This is a genomic window from Streptomyces sp. NPDC057428 (genome assembly GCF_042803195.1).
GTDB lineage: Bacteria > Actinomycetota > Actinomycetes > Streptomycetales > Streptomycetaceae > Streptomyces.
Genome location: NZ_JBHVCT010000013.1, coordinates 70,513 through 90,757, shown reverse-complemented (window position 1 = coordinate 90,757; position 20,245 = coordinate 70,513). Strand labels below are relative to the sequence as shown.

Sequence of the window (20,245 nt, the reverse complement as noted above, 5' to 3'; positions counted from 1 at the left end):
CGGGCTGCGGGCGTTAGGGGTGAACGGTGAGGTCCATCTGGAACGGCGCCATCTCCTTCGGGCTGGTCAGCATCCCGGTCAAGCTCATGAACGCCACGGAGAACCACGCCATCTCCTTCCGGCAGATCCACCTCACCGACGGCGGCCGCATCCGGTACCGCAAGGTCTGCGAGCTGGACGAGGAGGAGGTGCCCGCCTCCGAGACCGTCAAGGCCTACGAGGGGGAGGACGGCACGGTGATCCCCGTGACCGACGAGGACCTCGCCTCACTCCCGCTCCCCACCGCCAAGACCATCGAGATCGAGGGATTCGTGCCCTCCTCGGCCATCGACCCCCTCCAACTGGACTCCGCCTACTACCTCCAGGCGAACGGGGTCCCCGCCTCCAAGCCGTACACCCTGCTCCGCGAGGCGCTGAGACGCAGCGGGAAGGTCGCCGTGGCCAAGTACGCGATCCGTGGCCGGGAGCGCCTCGGCATGCTGCGGGTGACGGGTGACGTCATCGCGATGCACGGCCTGCTCTGGCCGGACGAGATCCGTTCCCCCGAGGACGTCGCCCCGGACTCCGGGGTCAGGATCCGCGACGCCGAACTCGACCTGGCCGACGCCCTGATGAACACGCTCGGGGAGGCCGACCTCGACACGCTGCACGACGACTACCGCGAGGCGGTCGAGGAACTCGTCGCGGCGAAGGCGGCCGGTGAACCCGTCGCCCGGGAGGAGACAGAGGAGACCGGCGGCAAGGTCATCGACCTGATGGCGGCGCTGGAGAACAGTGTGCGGGCGGCCGAGGAGTCCAAGGGGGAGCGGGAGGACGGAAGGCACGCCGACGTTCACCCGATCGAGGGCCGCGCCCCCCGCTCCGGCGGCAGCGGCGGTAGCGGCGGTAGCGGCGGTACGGCGAAGAAGGAGGCGGCGCCGGGCGGGAGGGCACGGAAGGGGACCGCACCGGCGAAGTCCGCGGCGAAGAAGGCCCCGGCGAAGAAGGCGGCCTCCGGAAAGACGGCGCGAAAGAAGGCGACGACCGGGGACGCGGCGAAGAAGACCGCCACGGGCACCCGGAAGCGTTCCCGGCCTGAGTGAGCCCCGGGCCGCTCCGGTGGCCTCGCGCGGTCGCCCAGTGGCTCGATCTTGTGGCCGATGCCGCCCGTACAGGTGACGAAGCGGCCGTTTCCGAGGTCAGGGGCGAAGTGAAGGCCATGATGGACGCTATCCGGCGCCGGGTCTCCCCCTGGTCCGACCGGGCAACCGGAGCCGGTTCGGGGCACTTCGGCCCCGGACCGGCTCCGGAATGCCGTGCTCCCGATTCCGCGCGCCCGCTCTGCGCCCTGTCCGACGGCCGGACCGCCCGACAGGCTGGGGGAGACAGGGACGCCGGAGCGGTGAACAGAGGGGGCACGATGCAGGATCTCAAGGTCACGTCATGGCAGCTCTTCGGGCACGACCGGCTCTACGTGAATCTTCCGGACGGCACCGCGATCGGCTGGGCGGATCTGGGCAACGGCACCATCACGTTCCTGCACCCGCGATACCGGGACGCCGTGCTGGACGCGCTCGCCCGCCAGGTCCCGGACATGCCGGCCCTCCTCGGCGAGGACGCGCCGGCCGGGCCGCCCGTACCGCGAACCCCGCCGCAGGTCCCGCGCATCCCGCCCATGCGCGGGATGCGGAAGCGGGCGCCCGCACCGGACGGACCGGACGGGGCGCCCGACGCCGAGGGAGAGCAACAGCCATCCGCCGTGACGGAGACACGGGAGGAATCCCCACCCGTCGTGCCGGAGGATCAGCAGGAGCAGGAGCAGGAGCAGGAGCAGGAGCAGGAGCAGGAGCAGGAGCAGGAGCAGGAGCAGGAGGGAGGGAGGCAGCCCGGGCGGTCGAGTGGAGCGGCCGCGCTGCCCGCGCTGACGCCCGCGAGCGACCTCGCCGCCCGGCGGGCCGGCGAGGAACTCCGGGAACAGCTCGGTGAGTCCGTCGCCGGCACCCTCGTACGGGCGGCCACCGGCGCCCTGCGGCGGCACGGGGAGGCCGATCCGCGCCGGACCGCTCTCGCGGGGGAGCGACGGGTCGGGGCCGAGCTCCGGCGGCTGACGCGGCACGGCTGGCGTGTCCTGCACTCCGTGCCACTCCCCGACGGCACCTGGCTCGGGCACCTGCTCATCGGACCGGGCGGAGTGTTCGCCGTGAGCACCGAGCACCATCCCGGGGTATCCGTGCGGATCGCCGACGGGACCCTGCGGGCCGACGACGGCGACCCGCGGCCGTACGCGCTCGGCGCCCGCCCCGGTGCGCGGCTCGCCAGGACGGTGCTCCAGGGCCACTGCGCCTTCGACGTACCCGTCCAGACCGTACTCGTGTTCACCGGGGTCACCGAGCTCGAGGTGGTCGCCACCCCGGCCGGCGTCAGGGTCTGCAGGGAACGCCAGGTGTCCGCCCTCGCCCCGCTGACCGGGGTGCTCACCGCCACGCAGGTGGAGCGGGTCTACGACGTGGCACGCAACAGGGAGGCCTGGCGGGACGCGTGAGCCCGTGGCGCGGGCCGACTGCGCGGACTGCCACGGGGACGCGGTGCGGGACATCCGCGCCCTCCTCGACGGCGTGCCCGGTCATCCACCGCGACACCCCGGTGGCCCCGCCCGCCGTCTGAACGGTTTCTTCCGATCGGTCGGCCATCCGGCAGCCGTTCAGTCGATGCCCCGGCAGATGTGCGGCTCGCTCCCGTCGTCGTCCGGGTCCCCGGCCAGCAGCAGCGGCACCCAGAGGGGTACGACGGCGATGGGAAGGGCGGGAAGGGGCACGGGCGGTGGCTCCACCGTCCCGCGGTCCAGCAGCATCGTCTCCATCGACGAGTCCTCCTTCTTCGGGACGTACGGGATGTGCGGGGTGTGCGGTCAGGCGTGGCAGTCCGGCAGCCCGCCGTTGTAGGCGACCATCTCCTTGAACGAGGCGGCCACATCGATGCGGTCACCCGGGGCGAGGCCCCCGAGCTCCGCGTACGCGCGGTGCAGGTTGCCGACCAGCCGCTCGGGGTCCAGCAGTCCGCCGAACTCGCCGAGGTCCGCCTCCCGCGCGGCCCGCAGCGGGCCCAGGCCACGCCGCAGGCCGTCCTCGGCCAGCTCCCGGACGCGGACGAGGTAGGCCCGGGTCGCGTCGATGAGCTCGGGGCCGCCGACCGGGCCGTGGCCGGGGACCACCACCGCGGGCTCCATCGCCCGCAGCCGGCCCAGGGCTTTCAGCGATCCGGTCACGGACCCCATCAGGATGTACGGCGTCACCCCCGACCAGACCACGTCGCCGGTGAACAGGACGGACCGTTCGGGCACCCACGCCACGACGTCGTTCGCCGAGTGGGCGGGCCCCACGTGGAGCAGGTCGGTGCGCATGTCGCCGTGGTGCAGGGTGAGTTCGTCGCGGAAGGTGAGCGTGGGCAGGGTCAGCGGTGTCTCGCCCCACTCCACGCCGGGCCACAGATGGCGCAGGCCGAGACCGGCCTCCGCCGTGTCTGACCTGGTCCCCTCGTGGGCCACGATCACCGCACGCGGGGCGAACTGCCCGTTGCCGAAGGTGTGGTCGCCGTGGAAGTGCGTGTTGACGACGTGGTCAGGCCCGCCCGGCACGACGCGGGCCACCTCCTCGCGGAGCCGCCGGGTGCGGGACCCCGTCGCCGCCGTGTCCACGAGGACGGCGGAGTCCCGGCCGGCGACCAGTCCGGCGTTGTTCAGGCACCAGCCGCCCTCGGGCTGGACGAAGGCGTACACCCCGTCGGCGACCGGCAGCAGCGAGCCGGGCGGTGCGATGCCCGCAGCGGTGGCCGTGCTCATGCGGCGGCCTCCGCGGCGGGCAGGCGGCCGAAGCGGCCCTGGTGGAAGAGGAGCGGGTCCGCGGCGGACGGACCGCCGGACAGTGCGACGACCCGGCCGACGAGCAGTGTGTGGTCCCCGGCGGCGTACTCCGCGTCCAGCACGCACTCGAACGCCGCCTCCGCGTCGGGGAGCACCGCGTTGCCCGTGACCCCGTGCGATAGCTTCCTGGCATCCGAAGGGGGCGAAGTGACGAAGCTCAACCAGATCATCGCCGTGGAGAAGGGTGTCAAGGGCAAGTCGCTCCAGGACATCACCGCGGCCCACCACAAGGTCCAGAAGCCCGCGCTGCTGGCCGGTATCTCGCGCACCTACCAGCCGAAGGACGAGGAGGGCGAGCAGCTGCCGCCCGAGTCCTCCCGCGTGCAGGTGAAGGCCGAGGACGCGCTGCGTGAGATGTCGGTCTCGCTGACCAGGCTGTTCGACGTGACCGCCACCAAGGACTGGGCCAACTGCACGGCCAGGGCCGACGTGTCCGTCGACGGACGGGTGGTCGTCCCCGAAGTGCCGGTCAGTTACCTGCTCTTCCTGGAGAAGCAGCTCACCGACCTCCACACCTTCGTGAAGAAGCTCCCCGTGCTCGACGCCTCGGAGTCCTGGTCGCTCGACCCGTCGACCGACTGGTGGAAGACGGACCCGGTGCGCACGATCCGGACGAAGAAGGTCCCGCGCAACCACGTGAAGGCCGAGGCGACGGAGAAGCACCCGGCGCAGGTCGACGTGTACTACGAGGACGTTCCGATCGGGTACTGGACGACCGTGAAGTTCTCCGGAGCGCTGCCGGCGCGACGGGTGAACGAGCTGCTGGAGCGGGTCGAGAAGCTCCAGCAGGCGGTGAAGTTCGCCCGCGAGGAGGCCAACGGCGCCGAGGTCACCGACCAGCGGGTCGGCGACGCCGTGTTCGGTTACCTGTTCGGCTGACGCCGGCCGCAGTAACATCCCACATCGCCCCCGCGTACGACGCGGGGGTCGCGCAACCCGACGTGCGCCGGAATCGAGTTCCGGCGTGCGGCAGGAGCGCAAGCTGAAACTGACGTTCAGCCTGACGACGCGGTCACAGTGAAGGTTCGAGTCCTTCCCCCGGCACCACGCGCCGGGGTAGCCCAACCTGGCAGAGGCAGCCGTGATCACACTCAGACTCTCGCTCCAGATTCAGCATCGCCACCGACTGCCGGATCGACCGGTTGCGGACGAACACCGTTGAATGCTGGTTCGAATCCGGCCTGCGCCTCTTCCTGGCGCGGTAGTTCAAAGGCAGAACGCGACGGTATGACGACTGATCCGCACCCTTAAACGGCGCCGGCACGCGCAACGGGTGGCATCCTCAGGGGCCCGGGAGCTGGATACGACTCCCGGGCTCCGCCACGTCTGGGCCCGGCCTACTGTGGGATGCGAGTACCACGGCCGCTGGGCGGGTTCTTCGCATCGGCCGTCGCCTAAACTCGGTGCGTACGCTGACGCAGCGTACGCAGGAAGTGCGGGTAGGTCGCGGCTGAGGCCCTGGGCCAGGACGGTCAGGCGTCGTCGATTTCACTACGACGCCGTCGTGGTAGTGCGGTCGCCGTCCAGGCGCTCGAGTCTCAAGTCTCGGGGTTCGAGCATCGTGGAGCCCTGCTCACTCGTTCGAGGGTCCGGGGAGGGGCCCTGGGTCGACGTTTGAGCTTCGGGTTCCGGGGGTCCAGATTCGAGCTCCGGGATTCGAGACGTGTTGTTCAACCGGAAGGCAGGTAAGGGCCATTGGGGAAACCTCCCCTCCCTCCCTACCCTGCCACGGTCAGCAAGTGTGACTACTCGTGATCGAGTTGCGGCGTAGAGTCGCAGCTGCTTACGGTGCCCGCAACGAGACGACCCCGACGCGGTGTTAGCCGCACCGGCCGGGGTCTGACCCAAGATCGATTCCCAAGAAAGACGATCTCGTGGCTATCCAGCACCCTAACTCCGCGCTGCCCGCCCCCGCAGCCTCACGCCCGCACCGGCTACGGTAAGCAGTCCATCCCCGGCCAACGTCAAGCCCAACGAGCCGACTTCGCCCTCCTGCCGGAGCGCGAACGGTATGTCGCCGGGTATGTCGACCACCTGCCCGACGGCGCCGCCATGGACATCAAGTCGCTGGCCAAAGTCCTGCCCCCTGTACGGCCAGATGGCCATCGGCACCGCGCTGCGCGCGCTGGCCGTGGCCGGACATCTGCGCCGCGTGCGCTGCCGGGTCGAAGGCGAAGGCCAGTGCCGGTGGGTGACGCTCACCTACTGGTCACGTACCGCTCATGACAACGAGTGGTGGGTCGCCAGGCTGGCAGGCGAGGCGACCGCCGCCTCGGAACAGGCGCCCGTACCCTCCGCCGAGTCGACGGTCGTACCCCAGCAGCGCAGTGCGGAGCCAGGCACCACGACGCGACCCGCCTCGACTCCGCCCCCGGCGCCGCAGGACGAGCCGAGCGCAGACACCCCATGCCCCGCCGAGGCGCCTTCCCCCGCCTACCGCGCCCTCGCCGAACTCGGCCGCCGCGAACCGCGCCTGGCACTCTCCGCTGCTGACTGTGCCGTCCTGGAGCCCCTCGCCGCCGCCTGGTTCGCGCGCGGTGCCGACGCCGACTACCTGACTTCGGCGCTCACCGCCGGACTTCCCGAGCAGGTCGGATCACCCATCGGCCTGGTTCGCCGCCGCCTCACCGACAAGATGCCACCCCACCTGCCCGCAGCACCCGCACCGACGCAGGGCCTGCCCGGGACTCACGTCCATAGCGTCCTGGTCGAGTGCACCGATTGCGGCCGCCCCGGCCCGGCCGAGGCGCTCCCGGACGGCCTCTGCCGCTCCTGCCGCACCACGGCCCAGTCGGCGGATTCACCAGAGGCCGCAACCCCGGGCGAAGCCCAACGCGACATCCCGGCCCTCGTCGCCGGCCTCCGTAACCTGATGCGCACGCCCTGAGGGATATGTGGCGGACGCCTCTCGCTCCGAGTTCCCGGCCGCGTCGTCGAGACCGGCGCGGCCGCGCGGGTCGGTACCCGGGCCATCAGCACTCCCGGATAGCTGGTGGGCGCATCGGCGGGCCATTCCGCCCGCCTCTCCCGGTCGTCGGGCAGGGACATGGCGGTCAATCGTATGGTGGGACGAGCTGATGATCCGTTAACCGGGGGGTTGCATCGTGGGGTACACGATTCCTGAGGGTGTCGACACGATGCTCGATGTGGTCGGTGTGGGCTGGCCGAACGTGGACGAGGACGCGTACCGCGATATGGCGGACGCGTTGCGGGAGTTCGGGGACGACGCGGACGACGACGCGTACGCCGCCTACCAGCACATCCAGAAGCTGCTCGCGACCGGGCAGAGCGAGTCGCTGACTGCCCTGGACGCTCACTGGTCGAAGGTGCAGGGCAAGCACAAGGACCTGGCGAAGGCGGCACGGCTTGTCGCGGGCGCGCTGGACCGGGTCGCGGACATCATCGTGGCCCGCAAGATAGCCGCTGTGGCCGAACTGGCCGATCTGTGCGCGACCGTGGGGATCACCCTGGCGTTCGCTCCGGTGACGGCCGGTCTGTCGGCGCTCCTGGCGGGGGCGAAGATCGCGGCGACCCGCATCGCCTTCAAGCGGATCCTCAAGGAGATGGCCGAGGCGGCCGTCAGCGAGATCGTCGCGACGCTCACCGAGCCGGCGGTGGCCGCGATCGAGAACATAGTCGCGGACCTGGCCGTCCAGACGGCGTTGAACGTCGCTGGTGTGCAGGACGGTTACCACACCGACCAGGCGGCACAGGCGGGTAAGGACGCGCTGCAGATCAACTCTGTGGGCGGGGCCGGCGGGCCGGGTCCGGGGGGCGGCCCGGTGATCGACCACGATGCGCACAGCAAGGCCGGGATGCATCTGGCCGGTGTGCGGATCACGATGCGTGAGAAGACGGGTGGCAAGCTGGGCAAGGCCAAAGGGCACCATGGCCGGGCCAAGGGCAAGGACTCCCTGACCGTTGTGCTCGACACCACGATCGAGGGGGTGGTGGAGAAGCTCGGAAAAGCGCTCGACGACCTCGGCGACCACGTGGGCAAGACGGTACCCGACCGCATCACCCGCAGCTCCAAGATCCACAAGGACACCGACCACGACATCCGTGACGGACTGAACAAGATCACCTCGGGCGACGGCAAGGGTGATGGCACGGGCGAACGGCGTGTGGACGACGGAGGGGGGCGCCGCAGGACCCCCCCGTCGATGCGGGACGCGCAGGAATCGCCCCGCGATACGGCTGTGTCCCTGACCAAGCGGCGCTGCAAGACGGACCCGGTTGATGTGGCCACCGGGGAGATGGTGCTCTCCCAGACCGACCTCGCCCTGCCCGCGGTGCTGCCCCTGATCCTGCGCCGGACGCACGTGTCCGGGTACCGCTACGGCTACTGTTTCGGGCCCAGTTGGGCTTCCACACTTGATGAGCGTCTGGAAATGGCCGGGGGAGGGGCGCTGTGGGCCCGTGAGGACGGTTCCGTGCTGGTCTACCCGGAGCTACCGCGTGAGGAGGATGACGAGGTCCGGCCGGTGGAGGGCGACCGTTTGCCGCTCACTCGCGTACGGAGCAATGGGCTCGGCGATGTCACCTACGGCGTGAGCGACCCGCATTCGGGCTTGATCCGGCACTTCACCGGAAACACTCACACCGGCGGCAAGTACTGGCTGCAAGGGATCGAGGACCGTAACGGGAACGTCCTGAGCATTGGCCGTGCGGAGGACGGTCTGCCGACGGGCGTGTTCCACGCCGGGGGTTACCGTGTGCAGGTCTCAAGCGATCCGGACCTGGGTCGCGTCACCGCTCTGACGCTGCGGACGCCGGAAGGACCGGTGAAGACGACATCCTTCGGCTACGACGAAGACGGCAATCTGCAGGCCGTCAGCAACTGTTCGGGGCCGCCTCTGCTCTTCGCCTACGATGCCGGGCGACGCGTCACCTCGTGGACCGACCGAAACGGCTACCCCTACGGCTACGCGTACGACGCGGCCGGCCGCGTCGTGGAGACCATGGGCCCGGACGGTGCCCTTTCCTCGCGCTTCTCGTACGACGCGGCCGGGCGGGTCACCCGGTTCACGGATTCCACCGGTGCCGTGACCGTCACCCGCCTCAACGATCTGGGTCAGGCGATCGCGGAGACCGACCCTCTCGGCAATACGGTCTTCCGGCAGTGGGACCGGTGGGACAACCTGCTCTCCCGCACCGACGGGCTGGGCCACACGGCTGAGTTCACCTGGGACGAGCGAGGTAACCTGACCATGGTCCGGCAGCCGGACGGCAGCACGTCCTCCACGCTCTACAACGCGTTCGATCTCCCCGAGGAGATCACTGACACCGACGGAAGTGCCTGGCGGATCGGGTACGACGACCGGGGCAACGAAGTCTCCCTGACCGCCCCGGACGGTTCGTGCTCGCGTTCCCGGCGCAGCGTGCTCGGCGCCGTGAGCGAGCGGACCGACCCGACGGGTGCCGTCGAGCTGATGACCCACGATCCCGCGGGCGTCGCCCTCACGCTCACCGACCCGCTCGGCCATGACTACGCCGTCGAGCGGGACGCCTTCGGCCGTCCCTTGCGCAACATCGGCCCCGACGGTGCGGTGACCGTCATGGAATGGACGCCGGAGGGCTGGCTGTCACGCTGTGTCCGGCCCGACGGGACCGAGGAGTCCTGGACCTGGGACGCCGAAGGCAACTGTCTTTCCCACACCGATCCCGTCGGGGACACAACCCTCTTCACCTACACGCACTTCGACCTCCTCGCATCGCGTACGGGAGCCGATGGAGCCCGTTACGAGTTCCGGTACGACACAGAGCTGCGGCTCACCGAGGTCCGCAACCCCCAGAACCTGAACTGGGCCTACACCTACGACGCGGCCGGGAACCTGGTGGCGGAGACCGACTTCGACGGCCGGACCGTCCGATACGCCTACGACGCGGCCGGGCGTCTCGTCTCCCGTACGACTCCACTCGGCGACCTGATCACCACCGCCTACGACGCCTGCGGTCGCGTGGTGTCGAAGGACGTCTCCGGGCAGGTGACTCGCTACGTCTATGACCAGGCCGGACGGCTGGTCAGCGCGGTCGCGCCCGAATGCCCGGTGGTCTGGGAACGAGATCTCCTCGGACGCGTCGTGGCCGAGTCGGTGGACGGTCGCACCATGAGCTTCGACTACGACGCCGCGGGCCGGATCGTGCGACGTACCACTCCGACAGGGGTGGTCTCGGAGTTCTCCTATGACGCGGCCGGCAACCGCACCGCGCTGATCACAGGCTCACACGCTCTGGCCTTCACACGGGATCCGCGGGGACGTGAAGTCACACGCACCTTCGCCCACGGGCACCTCACGCTCACCTCCGCTTGGGACGCGGCCGGGCGCCTGGCATCACAGGCTCTGACCACCACCGACCGGACCCTGAGCTCACGTTCGTACGCATACCGTGCGGACGGGTTCCTGGAGAGGGTCACGGACGAACGGACCCACAGCTCCCACCACTTCGAACTCGACCCAGTGGGCCGCCCGGTACGCGTGACGGCGGAGAACTGGACGGAGTCCTACGCCTACGACGAGGTGGGCAACCAGGCCGCAGCCACCTGGCCGGATGGCGCCCACCGGACCGATGCCCGAGGAGACCGGACGTATGAGGGCACGCGGCTGCTGACCGCCGGCGACACGCGCTGCAGGTACGACGCCGCGGGACGCACCGTTCTGCGGCAGCGCACACGGCTGTCGCGCAAGCCCGACAACTGGCACTACGCCTGGGATCCCGAAGGCCGGATGACAGCCTGCCGCACGCCCGACGGCGTGCTGTGGGAGTACGCCTACGATCCACTGGGGCGTCGCACAGCCAAACACCGTATGGCCGACGACGGCACGACGATCGCGCACTCCATACACTTCGCCTGGGACGGCACCCGCTTGGCCGAGCAGACCGACACCGCCAGCGGCATCACGTTGACCTGGGAATACGACGGCCGTACGCCGCTGACCCAGTTGGAACGCCGCGTCGGATCCCGGCATACGCAGGACGAGACCGACGCGCGCTTCTTCGCTATTGTCACCGACCTGATCGGCGCCCCCAGCGAACTCGTCGACGAACACGGCACCGTCGCCTGGCGGACACGGAAGGCCGTATGGGGAAGCACCACGTGGAACCGTGGCGCGACCGCCTACACACCGCTGCGCTTCCCAGGACAGTACGACGACGCCGAGACGGGGCTCTACTACAACTGCTTCCGCCACTACGACCCCACCACCGCCCGATACGTCAGCCCCGACCCTCTCGGGCTCGGTCCCGCGCCCAACCCCGTCGCGTACGTCAACAATCCGCACATGCGGATGGACCCCGAAGGCCTCATCGCCAAGGGGTGTACGGAGAACGGGGGGTGGTACAGCGGGATGAAACCGGCCAACCTCCGGGATGCGAACGGTGAACGGGTGACCAGCACGGACATGGAGATCAACCACATCCCGGCGAAGGCGTCGTACGCGCACCTGGACGAGCCGGGCTTCCGCACGGACGCGAGGGGTGGCGGGGCGGGGATGGGTCCGTCCATCAGGATGGAGATCGACGATCACCGCAACGTCACGAGCACTGGGTCGGGTGCCGCGTCCGGGCGATGGCGTGCGACACAGCGGAGCCTCATCGATGCCGGCAGATGGGACAAGGCGATGAAGATGGATATCGACGAGATCCGTGCTCTTTACGGCACCAAATATGACACTCACATCGCCGATATGGTGGAAAGTCTCAAGGACAACAGGAAGTTCCAGGCGATGCTCACGAAGCGCGGCTGGACGATTGATTACGACCTTCTGAAGTAAGGCGAAAGGCATCTCCATGGACCTTGTTCTGGATCCGCCCCGGGGAGTCGCACCCGTACGGTTGGGCATGACGTTCGACGAAGCCGTGGCGGCGGTTTCCGAATGGGGCGAGCCGCGGGTCGTCGGGCCCCGGCCGCACTCGCCGTTGGTCACCGTGAGTTCCACATTGGACGAGGTGGCGTTCCAGGTCCTCCTGGAGGAGGAGGACCGGGTCACCGCGATCGAGCTGTGGTGGCCGGGTGAGGGGAGGTGGTCGTCGACACGCGTGCTCCTGGACGGGGAAGACATCTTCACGACACCCGCCCGGCAGATCCTCGAGCACGCGGCCGCTCGCGGCTGGACCATCGAGGACGCGCAGACCGAGAACCCTGTCATCCCTGGTGTCTCCCTCGGATTCACCCGTCAGACGTCACAGGAGATGCCCCGCGACAGCGACGGGCGGCTCATGTACTTCACCTCTGTCCTGGTGGGCGGCGAAAAGTACTTCGACTTCCGCGCGGATCCCCTTATCTGATCCGACGAGATCCTCGGTCAGCCGCGCCGACGGCCTGCCCCCGCGTGGTGAGCGCAGCTCGGCTGCATCACCCCCAGTACTCCCACGGTGCGTGTGCGTACGCTGACATGGAGTACGCGGTTCACTGCTGGTGCACGGTCCCGACGTGCCGCCGGATTGGGCACATGACACCACCGCCCACCCCGGTCCGCCGCCATGCTCCGTTCACCGCGAACGTGTTCGCCCAACGCTTCAGCTCCACCCCGCGCGGCGCCCGGCTCGCCCGTCGGCTCGCACTGCACCAGCTCGACGAGTGGGGCGTGCCGCACGGCAGCGAGGCGTCCGACTCCGTCGCCGTGCTGGTCGCCGAACTCGCGGCCAACGCCGTCACGCACGGCCGCGTCCCCGGCCGGGACTTCGAGCTGGCCGTCCGGCTCCTCGGCCGGACCCTGCGCATCGAGGTCTCCGAGGCGGGTATCCCTCTTGATGTTCTGGAGAAGGTGGCCGACGCCTCCATTCGCTATGAGACCGCCAAGGTGAGCGCGGTCTCCGCGGCTGCCGGCCTTCCTGGAGTCCTCGCCCTGCCCGCCACGGTGCCGGCCGATCTGGCCCAGTACGTCGCCCACATGCTGCGCATCGCGCAGAAGCTCGCCTACCTCTACAGCTGGCCCGATCTGTTCTCCGCCGACGACGACGATCGACCACCTGCCCGACGGCGCCGCCATGGACATCAAGTCGCTGGCCAAGGACCTGCCCCTGTACGGCCAGATGGCCATCGGTACAGCCCTGCGCGCTCTCGCCGTGGCCGGACATCTGCGGCGTGTGCGGTGCCGGGTGGAAGGGGCCGGTCAGTGCCGGTGGGTGACCCTCACCTACTGGTCACGCACCGCCCATGACAACGAGTGGTGGACCGTCCAGCTCGCCGGCGAGGCGGCCACAGACCCGGAGCAGGCGCCCGTGCACACCGCCGAGCCAGCAGTCGTACCCCAGCAGCGCACTGCGGAGCCTGGAATCACAGCGCGACCCGTCCCGAACCGGCCAACGCCCCCGGCGCCCAAGGACGAGCCGGGGGCGGACACACGACCGGATTCAGCCACACCGTCCCCCGCCTACCGCGCCCTCGCGGAACTCGGCCGCCGCGAACCGCGCCTGGCACTCTCCGCCGCCGACTGCGCTGCGCTGGAGCCCCTCGCCGCTGCCTGGTTCGCGCGCGGCGTCAGCGCCGACTACCTGACGTCGGCGCTCACCGCCGGACTTCCCGAGCAGGTCGAATCACCCATCGGCCTGGTTCGCCGCCGCCTCACCGACAAGATGCCACCCCGCCTCCCTGCGGCAACCGCACCGGCACCGGGTCTGCCCGGCACTCCCGTGCGCGGTCTCCTGGTCGAGTGCACCGAATGCGGCCGCCCCGGCCCGGCGGAAGCGCTCCCGGACGGCCTGTGCAAGCCCTGCCGCACTGCGCACCAGAAGCCGGAATCGCGCGACACGGCGGCCCCCGAACAGGGCGAACGAGACGTCGCAGCCCTCGTCGCCAGCCTCCGCAACCTGATGCTCAGCCCCTGAGCGGCCCCGCGCACAGCTCGGGCGGAGGCTGTGGAGTCCGGCCCCGGCGTCACCGTGATGGCCCGTCCCCGACCCGAGACGACGACCAGCCGCAGTCCTCCGAGTTAGACGCTCAGCGGGCTGTACGGTCACTCCGTGACGCCGCCCCAGGCCTTCAGCAACTCCGCAGGCCCATACGCCGCGTCCAGCGCCCCGCAGTCGGTCCCGCTGCGTGACACAGCGACCACCGGCACCGGTTCCGACGTCAACGCCGCTCGGTGGCGGTGCAGTGCGGCCAGGTCGTGGCGGTCGAAGGGGGAGTTCTCCCGCCATTTCACCGAGCCGACGAACAGCAGCTCCTTGGCGACCGGAGCCCTGTCCGCCCCCACGATGTCGATTTCCACGTCGTTCGTACGTGTCCAGTAGCCACCGATCGCCGGCGCGGCCGGAAGGCCGGCGTCCGGCAGCAGGCGGGCCAAGGCCTCCCGGACCAGAGGCTCGACGGCCCGTCCGCGCCAGCTCGTCCAGTTCTCCCTGATGCGCGCCAGGGTCAGATCCCCCCGGCCTCGCTCGATCTCCGGGAGCGCCGGGCCGAGCAGTTTCAGCCAGAAGCGCAGATACGGGTCGGCGACCCGGTAGCGGCGGTCCTTCGACGGCCGGGTGGACAGCGGCAGTTCGGCGGCGACCATCCGCTTCTCCGTGAGGGCGGCCAGGGACCGTTGCAGGGAGGCGCCGGACAGACCGCCGGCCGCGCGGGCGATGTTGGAGAACGTCCGCTCGCCACTGCCGATCGCGGACAGCACCGCACGGGCCTGCAACTCCTTGGGGAATTCCGCAGCGAGCGATCGCTCCGCCGAGACCAGCAGAGCGGACACGGGATCGCTGAGGGCCTCCCCGAGGAAGTCCCACAGGCCCGCTCCGTGCGTCCACTCCGTGCAGATGAGCGGCAGCCCGCCGGTGACCAGCGTGGCGTCGAAGGCCGATGCGGCGTCCAGGCCGAGCATCCGGCCCACTTCCGCCGGGTTCAGGGGTCCGAGCACCATCTCGCGGCCGCGCTGGTGGAACGGGCGGCCGTAACTGTTCAGTGCCTCCATCATCGACAGATCGGACCCGATGAGGACAAGGAGTACCGGCTTGGTCTCCAGCACCCGGTCCCAGGCTCGTTGCAGCACGCCCTCGAAGGCGCCGTCCGGATCCATCAGGTACGGCAGTTCGTCCAGGACGACCACGCTCGCCCGGTCATGGGGCAGGGTCGCCGCCAGCACATCGAATGCCGCGTCCCAGCTCGCCGGCCTGGCTCCGGACAGCAGCCCCGCCAGCGGCAGGGTCGAAGCGTCGGCATCGCGGGCCAGTCGTTGGAGATCTGCCTCCGGCGATGCCCCGGTCGCGGCGTAGAAGAGGAACGGTGCGCCGGAGTGTTCGGCGAAGCGCTCGACCAGCCTGGACTTGCCCACACGGCGGCGGCCCCGAAGCATCACGCACCGGCCGGGCCGCTCCCCGCCCGCCCCGGCCGTGACCTTGCCCAGTTCACGCTCCAGCGTGGCCAGCTCGGCCTGCCGGCCCACGAAATCCGCCATGTGCAGCCCCAGTGACGTAAGACACGAACATTTTGGTTACTAACATCAATGATAGTAATGCCCTTGTTCTCTTCCTGACGCTTTTGCGTCGGTGCGCCGCGCACTGTGCACCGGACATCGCCGACCTCGTACAGCTCGGGATTTCCGGCCTGGTGCGCGCGCAGAGCGGCTTCACCCCACTTGCGGCCCGGCAGACATGAAAAAGACCCCCTGTCCAGTGTTCCCACTGATCAGAAGGTCTTTTCGGCACTTCCTGCGAAGTGCCCCCGGCAGGATTCGAACCTGCGCACCCGGCTCCGGAGGCCGATGCTCTATCCCCTGAGCTACGGGGGCGATGTCGCTGCTCTCGGCGGCGACGAGTGAAACCCTACCAGCTCCGACCGGGTGTCCGGGAACGGGTATTTCCGCGTCGCGGGCACACGGTGGGGGCCGTACGGCCGGACAGCCACAGGGCGGGGTGCGGCGGCCCGGCCGAAGGTGTACGAGGGCGACGGACGGAGGGGTTCCGGCCACCCGCGCGCGGGCGGAAGTGGGCAAAACCCGGACGCAGCGCTCCGCCCCACCTACCCTCGAAGGGTGTCAGGGGCGTACGGCCGCGTGCTTGTTGTGGACGACAACAAGGTCATCCGGCAACTGATCAGGGTCAATCTCGAGCTGGAGGGCTTCGAGGTCGTGACCGCGGCCGACGGCGTCGAGTGCCTGGACCTGGTGCACGAGTTCTGCCCCGATGTCATCACCCTCGACGTGATGATGCCCCGGCTCGACGGCATCCAGACCGCCGCCCGGCTTCGCGCCGACCCCAGGACTGGACACCTGCCCGTCGCCGTGGTGAGTGCCTGCACCCCCTACGAGGTGGACTCCGGTGTGGCCGCCGGGGTCGACGCCTTCCTGGCGAAACCGTTCGAGCCGAGCGAGCTGGTGCGCATGGTGCGCCGCCTCGCGAACCGGGAGGATTCCACACCCGTCGACGACAGGCGCGACGCGGGGACGGCCGGTAGCGCGGCGGGCTGACCGGGTCGCTGCCCGCATGGCGAAACCGGTTGGCGAAGTGCCCCCCTTCCTCCCATACGCTGGACCCGTGACCCCCGCAGATCTCTCCCGAACCGTGCTGCGCGCTGTGCGCCGCGCGGTCGACGAGGACGTCCTGCGAGCCCCCGCACCTACCCACGTGCGGGTCGAGCGGACCCGACCGGGCGGCAGCGGCGACTACGCGTGCGCCGTCGCCCTCCAGCTCTCGGGTCCGGCCGCCCTCCCGGCGCGCGAGGTCGCCGCGCTGCTGAGGGCCCGGATCGCAGGCGCTCCCGGCATCGGACGGGTCGAGATCACCGGGCCCGGATTCCTGAACTTCACGCTCGAGGGCTCCGCCGACGCGGACGCCCGCTCCGCACGCGTACGCCAGGTGCTGGAGCAAGGGCTCCGCTACGGGTGGGGTAGCGCGTGCGCGGGGGAGACCCACCAGCTCCACCACCGGCGCGAGGTACGAGCGGCGGTCGTGGCCGGTGCGGTGCGGAAGCTGCTGCGGGCGCAGGGCGCCCCGGTGCGGACCACCTGCGAGGAGGCGCCCGACCCCGACTGGGCGCGTCTCGGCGTCCAGGTCGACGCGTACGGGCGGCCTCCCTTCCCGCTGAGGGAGACCCGGCCCGTTCCCGCCGGGGCCACGGCCGCGGAGCTGCTGGGACGGCTCGGCGCCGACGCCACCCTCTGGGGCCTGCTGAGGCCCGCCGGACACGACCGCGCGCCCCTCGGCGACGACCTCCTCGTGCAGGGTGAGGCGAATCCGCTCTTCGTCGTCCGCTACGCCCACGCGCGCGCCCGCGCGCTCACCAGGGGTGCGGAGCGGCTCGGTCTCAGCGTTGCGTACGAGGAGGACGTCGACGCGCCCGCGCTGCACACCACGATCGCCGACCACCCCGGTGTCCTCGCCGCCGCCGCCCGCCACCAGGCACCCGAACGGCTCGCCCGGCAACTCGAGACGGTGGCCCACGCCTTCTTCGACTTCCACGAGGCCTGCCCACCGCTCCCCGTCGGCGACGAGAAACCCTCGGTCGCCCACCGCTCCCGGCTGGCCCTTGCCGAAGCCGCCGGGACGGTGCTCGCAGGCGGCCTGTCCCTGCTCGGCATCAGCGCCCCCGAACACCTCTGAGAACCGAGAGAGCAGAGCACCACGATGAGCCGATCCGCACACCCCGCCGGACCCCGCCACGCCGACGTCCTCCCCGAGGGTCACTACTCCGCGCCGGCCACCGACCTGAACATCCTGGACGAGAAGGTCTGGTCCCGGACGGTCACCCGCGACGCGGACGGCGCCCTCACCGTCGGCGGAATCGAAGTCGCCCGCCTGGCCGAGGAGTTCGGTACCCCCGCCTACTTCCTCGACGAGGCCGACTTCCGCGCCCGCTGCCGTGCCTGGTCCGACGCCTTCGGGGCCGACGCGGACGTGTTCTACGCCGGGAAGGCGTTCCTGTCCCGCGCCGTGGTGCGCTGGCTCACGGAGGAGGGGCTGAACCTGGACGTGTGCTCCGGCGGCGAACTCACCACCGCACTGGACGCCGGGATGCCCGCGGAGCGCATCGCCTTCCACGGCAACAACAAGACGGTCGCCGATATCGAGCGGGCCGTCGAGGCGGGCGTCGGGCGGATCGTGCTCGACTCCTTCCAGGAGATCGTCCGGGTCGCGCACATCGCCCAGCGGCTCGGCACCCGCCAGCGGGTGCAGATCCGGGTGACGGTCGGCGTCGAGGCGCACACCCACGAGTTCATCGCCACCGCGCACGAGGACCAGAAGTTCGGCATCGCGCTGGCCGGCGGACAGGCCGCCGAAGCCGTCCGTAGGGCTCTCACCCTGGACGGGCTGGAGCTCATGGGCGTCCACTCGCACATCGGCTCGCAGATCTTCGACATGGCCGGCTTCGAGGTCTCCGCGCGCCGCGTCGTGCAGCTCCTCGCCGAGATCCGTGACGAGCACGGCGTCGAACTCCCCGAGATCGACCTCGGCGGCGGCCTCGGCATCGCCTACACCTCCGACGACGACCCCCGCGAGCCGCACGAGATCGCCAAGGCGCTCGGCGACATCGTGACCCGGGAGTGCGAGTCGGCCGGGCTGCGCACCCCGCGCATCTCCGTCGAGCCGGGCCGGGCGATCGTCGGCCCCACGGCGTTCACGCTGTACGAGGTCGGCACCATCAAACCGCTCGAAGGCCTGCGGACGTACGTGAGCGTGGACGGCGGGATGTCGGACAACATCCGCACCGCGCTGTACGACGCCGAGTACAGCGTCGCACTCGTGTCGCGGACCTCCGACGCCGAACCCATGCTCGTACGCGTGGTCGGCAAGCACTGCGAGAGCGGCGACATCGTGGTCAAGGACGCGTTCCTGCCGTCCGACCTCGCCCCCGGGGACCTGATCGCGGTGCCCGCCACCGGCGCCTACTGCCGTGCCATGGCGAGCAACTACAACCACGCACTCCGCCCGCCCGTCGTCGCTGTGCGTGACGGAGAGGCGAGGGTCATCGTCCGCCGCGAGACGGAGGAAGATCTCCTGCGCCTTGATGTCGGCTGATGAAATTCGCATCTCAAAATCCGGACGGGTGGCAGAAACCCCCGTCCGGTGAGTGAGACTGGTCCACACATCAGAAGTATGAGAAACGAGGTCGGATGATGCGTACGCGTCCGCTGAAGGTGGCGCTGCTGGGCTGCGGAGTGGTCGGCTCAGAGGTGGCGCGCATCATGGCGACGCACGCCGACGACCTCGCCGCCCGCATCGGCGCGCCGGTGGAGCTCGCCGGTGTCGCCGTCCGCCGGCCCTCCAAGGTACGGGAGGGCATCGACCCCGCTCTGATCACCACCGATGCGACCGCCCTGGTCAAACGGGGCGACATCGACGTCGTCATCGAGGTCATCGGGGGCATCGAGCCCGCCCGCACGCTCATCACGACCGCCTTCGAGCACGGCGCGGGCGTCGTCTCGGCCAACAAGGCACTGCTCGCGGAGGACGGCTCCGCGCTCCACGCCGCAGCCGCGAGGCACGGCAGGGACCTCTACTACGAGGCGGCCGTGGCGGGTGCCATCCCGCTCGTACGCCCGCTACGTGAGTCCCTCGCCGGTGACAAGGTCAACCGGGTGCTCGGCATCGTCAACGGCACGACCAACTTCATCCTCGACAAGATGGACACCAGCGGAGCCGGCTACTCCGAGGCGCTCGACGAGGCCACCGCCCTCGGGTACGCGGAGGCCGACCCCACCGCCGACGTCGAGGGCTTCGACGCCGCCGCGAAGGCCGCCATCCTCGCGGGGATCGCCTTCCACACCCGGGTGAAGATCGGTGAGGTGCACCGTGAGGGCATCACCGAGGTCACCGCGGCCGACATCGCCTCCGCCCGCCGCATGGGCTGCACCGTCAAACTCCTCGCCATCTGCGAGCGCGCGGCCGACGGCAGGTCCGTGACCGCCCGCGTGCACCCCGCGATGATCCCGCTCAGCCACCCGCTGGCCTCCGTGCGCGAGGCGTACAACGCGGTCTTCGTCGAGGCGGAGGCCGCCGGGCAGTTGATGTTCTACGGCCCCGGCGCAGGCGGCTCCCCGACCGCGTCCGCGGTCCTGGGCGACCTGGTCGCCGTCTGCCGCAACATCATCGGGGCCACCACCGGCCCCGGTGAGTCCGCGTACACGCGTCTGCCGGTCAGTCCCATGGGCGACGTGGTCACGCGCTACCACATCAGTCTCGACGTGGCCGACAAGCCTGGCGTACTCGCCCAGGTCGCGACGGTCTTCGCCGAACAGGACGTATCCATCGATACGGTCCGCCAGCAAGTCCGACAGGACGGCAGCGGCGAGGCATCCCTCGTCGTCGTCACCCACCGCGCGCCCGACGCCGCCCTCTCCGGGACCGTCGAGGCGCTGCGCAAGCTGGACACCGTGCGCGGTGTCGCCAGCATCATGCGTGTTGAAGGGGAGTAAGGAC

At 70.3% G+C, this 20,245-nt stretch carries 14 protein-coding genes, 2 tRNA genes and 2 pseudogenes; 13 read left to right on the top strand and 5 right to left on the bottom strand.

What is annotated here, in order from left to right; all coding sequences use genetic code 11:
• Nucleotides 1–26: 26 nt before the first annotated feature.
• Together ACFU5K_RS08065 and ACFU5K_RS08060 are read left to right on the top strand one after the other, a co-directional pair.
• Nucleotides 27–1,082 (top strand): Ku protein, encoded by a 1,056-nt coding sequence (locus tag ACFU5K_RS08065; RefSeq protein WP_384058088.1) that lies wholly within the window; start codon nt 27–29, stop codon nt 1,080–1,082.
• Between the two features lie 317 nt (nt 1,083–1,399).
• Nucleotides 1,400–2,521 (top strand): nuclease-related domain-containing protein, encoded by a 1,122-nt coding sequence (locus ACFU5K_RS08060; protein WP_384058086.1) that lies wholly within the window; start codon nt 1,400–1,402, stop codon nt 2,519–2,521.
• 159 nt (nt 2,522–2,680) lie between these two features.
• Here ACFU5K_RS08060 and ACFU5K_RS08055 read toward each other — a convergent pair whose 3' ends face one another.
• From ACFU5K_RS08055 to ACFU5K_RS08045, 3 genes are read right to left on the bottom strand one after another with little or no spacing between them, the layout of a single operon-like run.
• The gene (locus ACFU5K_RS08055) at nt 2,681–2,839 is read right to left on the bottom strand and encodes a hypothetical protein (protein WP_384058084.1); all 159 of its coding nucleotides are present in this window, start codon (nt 2,837–2,839) and stop codon (nt 2,681–2,683) included.
• 48 nt (nt 2,840–2,887) lie between these two features.
• A complete protein-coding gene (locus ACFU5K_RS08050) occupies nt 2,888–3,817 on the bottom strand; it encodes an MBL fold metallo-hydrolase (protein WP_384058083.1) in 930 nt (309 codons plus the stop codon).
• A complete protein-coding gene (locus ACFU5K_RS08045) occupies nt 3,814–3,993 on the bottom strand; it encodes a flavin reductase family protein (RefSeq protein ID WP_384058081.1) in 180 nt (59 codons plus the stop codon). Before ACFU5K_RS08045 ends, ACFU5K_RS08050 begins: the two co-directional genes overlap by 4 nt.
• Before the next feature lie 52 nt (nt 3,994–4,045).
• Between ACFU5K_RS08045 and ACFU5K_RS08040 the strand changes: the two genes are divergently transcribed.
• The 7 genes and pseudogenes from ACFU5K_RS08040 (at nt 4,046) to ACFU5K_RS08010 (ending at nt 13,729) form a co-directional block, all read left to right on the top strand.
• Nucleotides 4,046–4,777: a hypothetical protein gene (locus ACFU5K_RS08040; protein ID WP_384058079.1), complete on the top strand. Its 732-nt coding sequence runs from the start codon at nt 4,046–4,048 to the stop codon at nt 4,775–4,777.
• 41 nt (nt 4,778–4,818) lie between these two features.
• Nucleotides 4,819–4,945: transfer RNA gene (locus ACFU5K_RS08035), tRNA-OTHER, on the top strand.
• Between the two features lie 827 nt (nt 4,946–5,772).
• Nucleotides 5,773–6,785, top strand: a pseudogene (locus tag ACFU5K_RS08030) (MarR family transcriptional regulator).
• Nucleotides 6,786–7,002: 217 nt separating this feature from the next.
• Nucleotides 7,003–11,673, top strand: a complete 4,671-nt coding sequence (locus ACFU5K_RS08025; protein ID WP_384058077.1) for a DUF6531 domain-containing protein — start codon at nt 7,003–7,005, stop codon at nt 11,671–11,673.
• 67 nt (nt 11,674–11,740) lie between these two features.
• Nucleotides 11,741–12,187 (top strand): hypothetical protein, encoded by a 447-nt coding sequence (locus ACFU5K_RS08020; protein WP_384058075.1) that lies wholly within the window; start codon nt 11,741–11,743, stop codon nt 12,185–12,187.
• A gap of 164 nt (nt 12,188–12,351) precedes the next feature.
• Nucleotides 12,352–12,636 (top strand): annotated as a pseudogene (locus ACFU5K_RS08015) (ATP-binding protein); the annotation flags it as partial.
• Between the two features lie 253 nt (nt 12,637–12,889).
• On the top strand, nt 12,890–13,729 hold the full coding sequence (locus tag ACFU5K_RS08010) for a MarR family transcriptional regulator (RefSeq protein WP_384058073.1): 840 nt from the start codon (nt 12,890–12,892) through the stop codon (nt 13,727–13,729).
• A 128-nt stretch (nt 13,730–13,857) separates the two neighbouring features.
• On the opposite strand, the gene ACFU5K_RS08005 is transcribed toward ACFU5K_RS08010, so the two are convergent.
• Both ACFU5K_RS08005 and ACFU5K_RS08000 read right to left on the bottom strand, forming a co-directional pair.
• Entirely contained in the window at nt 13,858–15,285 is a 1,428-nt protein-coding gene (locus ACFU5K_RS08005; protein WP_384058072.1) for an ATP-binding protein, read from the bottom strand.
• 261 nt (nt 15,286–15,546) lie between these two features.
• Nucleotides 15,547–15,618 (bottom strand) — tRNA-Arg (locus tag ACFU5K_RS08000).
• Between the two features lie 243 nt (nt 15,619–15,861).
• Here ACFU5K_RS08000 and ACFU5K_RS07995 point away from each other — a divergent pair.
• The 4 genes from ACFU5K_RS07995 (at nt 15,862) to ACFU5K_RS07980 (ending at nt 20,241) form a co-directional block, all read left to right on the top strand.
• Nucleotides 15,862–16,296: a response regulator gene (locus tag ACFU5K_RS07995; RefSeq protein WP_384058070.1), complete on the top strand. Its 435-nt coding sequence runs from the start codon at nt 15,862–15,864 to the stop codon at nt 16,294–16,296.
• Between the two features lie 67 nt (nt 16,297–16,363).
• Nucleotides 16,364–17,428 (top strand): ArgS-related anticodon-binding protein NrtL, encoded by a 1,065-nt coding sequence (gene nrtL, locus ACFU5K_RS07990; RefSeq protein WP_384058068.1) that lies wholly within the window; start codon nt 16,364–16,366, stop codon nt 17,426–17,428.
• Nucleotides 17,429–17,452: 24 nt separating this feature from the next.
• Entirely contained in the window at nt 17,453–18,844 is a 1,392-nt protein-coding gene (gene lysA, locus ACFU5K_RS07985) for a diaminopimelate decarboxylase (RefSeq protein ID WP_384058066.1), read from the top strand.
• Nucleotides 18,845–18,939: 95 nt separating this feature from the next.
• Nucleotides 18,940–20,241: a homoserine dehydrogenase gene (locus tag ACFU5K_RS07980; protein WP_384058064.1), complete on the top strand. Its 1,302-nt coding sequence runs from the start codon at nt 18,940–18,942 to the stop codon at nt 20,239–20,241.
• Nucleotides 20,242–20,245 lie beyond the last annotated feature (4 nt).

What these genes read in the sequence shown, in the direction of transcription:
- ACFU5K_RS08010 (WP_384058073.1), top strand. Translation starts at nt 12,890, where the DNA reads ATGGACATCAAGTCGCTGGCCAAGGACCTGCCCCTGTACGGCCAGATG.
- ACFU5K_RS08050 (WP_384058083.1), bottom strand. Translation starts at nt 3,817, where the DNA reads ATGAGCACGGCCACCGCTGCGGGCATCGCACCGCCCGGCTCGCTGCTG.
- ACFU5K_RS08005 (WP_384058072.1), bottom strand. Translation starts at nt 15,285, where the DNA reads ATGGCGGATTTCGTGGGCCGGCAGGCCGAGCTGGCCACGCTGGAGCGT.
- ACFU5K_RS08060 (WP_384058086.1), top strand. Translation starts at nt 1,400, where the DNA reads ATGCAGGATCTCAAGGTCACGTCATGGCAGCTCTTCGGGCACGACCGG.
- ACFU5K_RS08020 (WP_384058075.1), top strand. Translation starts at nt 11,741, where the DNA reads ATGACGTTCGACGAAGCCGTGGCGGCGGTTTCCGAATGGGGCGAGCCG.
- lysA (WP_384058066.1), top strand. Translation starts at nt 17,453, where the DNA reads ATGAGCCGATCCGCACACCCCGCCGGACCCCGCCACGCCGACGTCCTC.
- ACFU5K_RS08055 (WP_384058084.1), bottom strand. Translation starts at nt 2,839, where the DNA reads ATGGAGACGATGCTGCTGGACCGCGGGACGGTGGAGCCACCGCCCGTG.
- ACFU5K_RS07980 (WP_384058064.1), top strand. Translation starts at nt 18,940, where the DNA reads ATGATGCGTACGCGTCCGCTGAAGGTGGCGCTGCTGGGCTGCGGAGTG.